This window comes from Idiomarina sp. UBA4206, assembly GCF_002383015.1.
Taxonomy (GTDB): domain Bacteria; phylum Pseudomonadota; class Gammaproteobacteria; order Enterobacterales; family Alteromonadaceae; genus Idiomarina; species Idiomarina abyssalis.
Genome location: NZ_DFTS01000033.1, coordinates 1,502 through 5,816 on the forward strand (window position 1 = coordinate 1,502; position 4,315 = coordinate 5,816).

At 47.7% G+C, this 4,315-nt stretch carries 4 protein-coding genes; all 4 read right to left on the bottom strand.

All coding sequences use genetic code 11. The annotated features are described in order from the left end of the window. Positions 1–673 (bottom strand): 4-hydroxy-tetrahydrodipicolinate reductase (dapB, locus tag B3180_RS06950; protein WP_286843724.1); only part of this gene is annotated, 673 nt, incomplete at its 3' end. Further along, positions 673–1,905 carry a dicarboxylate/amino acid:cation symporter gene (locus B3180_RS06955; RefSeq protein ID WP_286843726.1) on the bottom strand — a complete coding sequence of 411 codons (1,233 nt, stop codon included), beginning with the start codon at positions 1,903–1,905 and terminating at the stop codon, positions 673–675. The genes B3180_RS06955 and dapB, both read right to left, overlap by 1 nt. 129 nt (positions 1,906–2,034) lie before the next feature. Next, the gene (locus B3180_RS06960) at positions 2,035–2,868 is read right to left on the bottom strand and encodes a M48 family metallopeptidase (RefSeq protein ID WP_054487030.1); all 834 of its coding nucleotides are present in this window, start codon (positions 2,866–2,868) and stop codon (positions 2,035–2,037) included. A gap of 50 nt (positions 2,869–2,918) precedes the next feature. After that, complete coding sequence (gene dnaJ / locus B3180_RS06965) at positions 2,919–4,070, bottom strand: molecular chaperone DnaJ (protein WP_054487028.1); 1,152 nt, start codon at positions 4,068–4,070, stop codon at positions 2,919–2,921. Between the last annotated feature and the right edge of the window lie 245 nt (positions 4,071–4,315).

The window sequence follows — 4,315 nt, forward strand, 5'->3', positions numbered from 1 at the left end:
ATCGATGACCAATTTCTACGCGCTCGCCGTCAACAGCCAGAGTCACCTGGTGTTCACCGACAATATCCGCCGCCCGCATTACTGAAAAGCCTATCCCTTTCTCACTGCGCACACCATCAGTCCGGACACCATCATTCACTTCTTCCCAACGTTGTTCCCGACCTTTCGCTGCGGCTTGTCCCAAAGTAATTGCCGTTCCCGACGGGCCATCTTTTTTATGACGATGGTGCGCTTCAAAAATTTCGATGTCTGCATCGGGTAACGCGGCGCTGCTGAGCCCCACCAGTTGCTCAAGTAACGCTATGCCTATGCTGGTATTACTGGCATATAATACAGGCACCGTTTCAGCGGCCTGAGCCAGTCGCTCTTTTTGTTCGTCGTTCAAACCTGTGGTGCAAATGACTATGGGCAGTTGATACTGCTCAGCGAGCTTCAGGTTCTCAGTCAATGCTTCAGGTAGTGAGAAATCAATCAGGACGTCGATTTGATCGGGTTGCAGCTCCTCAGCACTGGTGAAGTGAACGGGTTCATTTTCCGTTGCACTTTTCCCGTAACTTGAGCTGTTTTTCCGGACTATTGCAGCGGCTAATTTCGCATCACTGTCAGTTGTTAATGCCTGAATGACAGCACTCCCCATTCGGCCGGAAGCTCCGAGCACACCCACATTGATCATTATTTTGACTCCGTTGCTAAATGGGCCTGATCCTGCAACAGGTTTTCACTGCGTGCAACAACTCTGGAAACCATCATATCGCCGGTCACATTCGTCAGTGTTCTGGCCATATCGATTATTCGGTCAATAGCTGCGATAAAAGCAATACCTTCTAAAGGTAAGCCAATAACATTCAGCGTTACGGTCAGCATCACTAAAGCGGTGCCTGGTACACCCGCAGTTCCTACTGACGCTAAAGTTGCCGTCAACATGATCAAGCCATAGTCCATCCACTCTAATGGTATTCCGTACAGCTGCGCAATAAAAATAGACGCAACGGCCGGATAAATACCACCGCAACCATCCATATTAATCGTTGCACCCAGCGGTAACACAAAGCTGGCATAGTCTTTAGAAACGCCCAACCTTTCGGTAACGGCCCGGTGCGCGGCAGGTAATGAGCCAAACGAACTGCAGGTGGTAAAGGCGACAATCTGTGCATCGAATATCGCTTTGAAGAACTGCCAGGGGCTCATTCCCCCAGCGGTGCGGATCAAACCACCATAAACAACAATAATATGAATAAGACAGGCCAAATAAATAACCCCGACAAACTTAGCCAGCGGCAGTAAAGTACTAAAACCATACTCACCGATAACCCAGGACATTAATCCAAGTACGCCTATTGGAGTCAATTGTAAGACCATGCGAGTAATTTCATACATCACTTCTGCGCCAGACTTAATGGTCTTGCGCAAAGGCTCGCCCCGTTCTTTTAAACGCTGAATAGCTATACCGACCAACGCAGCAAATACCACAATTTGCAGAACGTTGCCTTCAGTCAGAGCGGCAAAAGGATTACTGGGCTGAAAATTAAGGAACACCTGAGCAACACTCGGAATTTGTTTTTCTGCCTGCTCAGTGGCAGTCAGCGTCGTTGCCGGGCTCATATCAATTAAACTTGCCAGGGTTAAACCGATAGCGCTGGCTATAACCGCGGTAACCATAAACAAGCCAACGGTTTTGGCTCCCAGTCGTCCAAGCTTTTTGCCGTCATTAAGATCAGTTATTGCACTAACGATTGCACAGAAAATAAGTGGCGCAACGAGCATCTTAATAGCTTTTATAAACAGGTCGCCAAGTGGTTTTAGTGCTACACCCACCTCAGGTGCCAACCCGCCTATCAACATGCCTAAGACAAAAGCGCCTAGAACGCGTTGCCAAAATGGAATTGCAAACCAAGCTTTAAACATAAAACCCCAGCAGCTTTAAAAAATGGCTGCTAGGGTAAATCGTTCATAGAAGTAACAAAAAGAACAAATTGGACTAGGTTATAACTTTTCGGGAGGTTAAGGGGAAACCTGCGAATCCCCTTAATTATTTCAGTCTTCGCTGTCTACAGAAGCCGGACGTACACAAGCGGGTTTGTTTCCTGCAGCACGAGCCGCTTCATACCTTTCCTGTAAAGAAGGAATTAAAGCTTCCAGATCTTTAATCCGGGTTTGCGGATTCGGGTGCGTCGATAACAACTCCGGAGGAGACTCACCACCTGACGCTGCTTGCATATTGCGCCACAACTCAGGAGCCTGATCCAGTTTAAAGCCGGCGTCTGCCATATATTCCATACCTAATTCGTCTGACTCAGATTCATGAGTACGCGAATAAGGCAACAGGATACCGACCTGAGCACCAACACCTAAAGCAGCCATCAATAAACCCGCTTCATTGCTATCAAGCTGCGTACTGGCAAGTATGCCCCCCAGTTGCAGCCCAAGCCCAACCATCATGTTGCTGGAAATCCGCTCATTACTGTGTTCAGCAATAACGTGACCAATTTCATGACCAATAACGGCGGCTAGTTGATGCTGATTTTCGGCAACTTCGATCAAACCGTCATAAACACCAATATAGCCACCCGGCAGAGCAAAGGCATTCACCGTTGGTTCCGCAAACACAGTGACCTGCCAATCCATTTGACTGTAATCACCGGGCAAGTTTTCAATTAACGCATCACTAATGCAACGAACATAAGCGTTGACCTCAGCATCCTCGTTAATCTTTTCCTCTTCCCGCATTTCCTTATAAGAGGCAGCCCCCATTTTGTTCAGTTCACTGTTAGAATAAAGCTGTAACTGAGAACGTCCCGTTGGAGATTCTGCACAACTCGCCAGTAAGACTAACGTACAAGCACTTAACGTTGTGGTTTTCCAATTCATTGACTGCCTCCGGTCTTTTTATGTCATGCACTTATATAGTGATAGACAATCTAACTGCGTAAGTCATCAAAAAATTGTTTTACGCCGTCAAAAAAGCCTTTTTCTTTGGGTCGGAATTTTGCGGCTTCATCACCCGTTCCCATTGAATCTTCAAGCTCTTGAAGCATATCACGCTGCTTGGACGACAAATTAACAGGCGTTTCAATCACAACTTTGCAGATTAAATCGCCTACTGCACCTGTCCGCACAGACTTAACGCCTTTACCGCGCAATCTGAAATGCTTGCCTGTCTGCGTTTCTTTCGGAACCTTAAGCTTCACTTTGCCATCAAGCGTCGGCACTTCGATATCACCGCCAAGAGCAGCTTTAGTGAAACTGACCGGCACCTCACAGAATAAGTTATTGCCATCACGAGCGAAGATAGGATGTTCACGAACATGAACCTGAACATATAAATCACCGGCAGGCGCTCCGTGTTCACCTGCTTCACCTTCATTGGCTAAACGAATGCGGTCACCCGTATCGACACCCGATGGGATCTTAACCGATAAGGTTTTGGTTTCTTCCTTACGGCCCTGACCATGACAAGTACGGCAAGGATCACTGATAATCGTGCCTTTACCCCGACACTGCGGACAGGTTTGCTGTACGGCGAAAAAGCCTTGGCGCATTTGAATTTGACCGGCACCATGACAATGTCCACAAGTCTGCGGTTTACTGCCTTTTTTAGCACCGCTGCCGCCACAGTCACCACATTCAACCAGCGTTGGAATCTCCAGCTCGACAGTCTTACCCCGAACCGCTTCTTCCAGCGACATATCCAGGTTGTAACGTAAGTCTGCTCCACGCTGAGCGCGTGCCTGCTGGCGTCTGCCACCACCAAAAATATCACCAAATACATCGCCAAAGATATCAGCAAAATCAGCACCACCGCCGAATCCACCTGCACCATGGCCACCGCCGCCCTGACGTGCTTGTTCGAAGGCTTCGTGCCCATATTGATCATACATCTGACGTTTTTGAGGATCGGAAAGGACTTCGTACGCCTGTTTAATTTCCTTAAACTTTATTTCCATTTCTTTATCACCCTTAGTTCTGTCGGGGTGATACTTCATAGCCATACGTTTGTAGGCTTTTTTAATGTCACGTTCGTTAGCGTCTTTTGATACGCCCAGAACCTGATAAAAATCTTGCGTCGCCATAATTCTTCGTCTTCTATCTATGCTGGTATGTCAGCCTGATACAAATACACGGGTATTACCTTGCGGCAACACCCGTGTGCTTTTGCGAAGTTGCCTTAATGCTTACTTCTTATCGTCGTCTTTAACTTCTTCAAATTCAGCATCAACGACATCGTCATCAGCTTTGGACGACTGCTGTTCGCCGCCAGCCGCACTTTCAGCTCCTTGCTGAGCCTGCTGCTGTTGAGCCGCTTCCATCAGCTTCT

Excerpts from the sequence above, each read along its gene's own strand:
- B3180_RS06955 (WP_286843726.1), bottom strand. The coding sequence starts at position 1,905 with ATGTTTAAAGCTTGGTTTGCAATTCCATTTTGGCAACGCGTTCTAGGC.
- B3180_RS06960 (WP_054487030.1), bottom strand. The coding sequence starts at position 2,868 with ATGAATTGGAAAACCACAACGTTAAGTGCTTGTACGTTAGTCTTACTG.
- dnaJ (WP_054487028.1), bottom strand. The coding sequence starts at position 4,070 with ATGGCGACGCAAGATTTTTATCAGGTTCTGGGCGTATCAAAAGACGCT.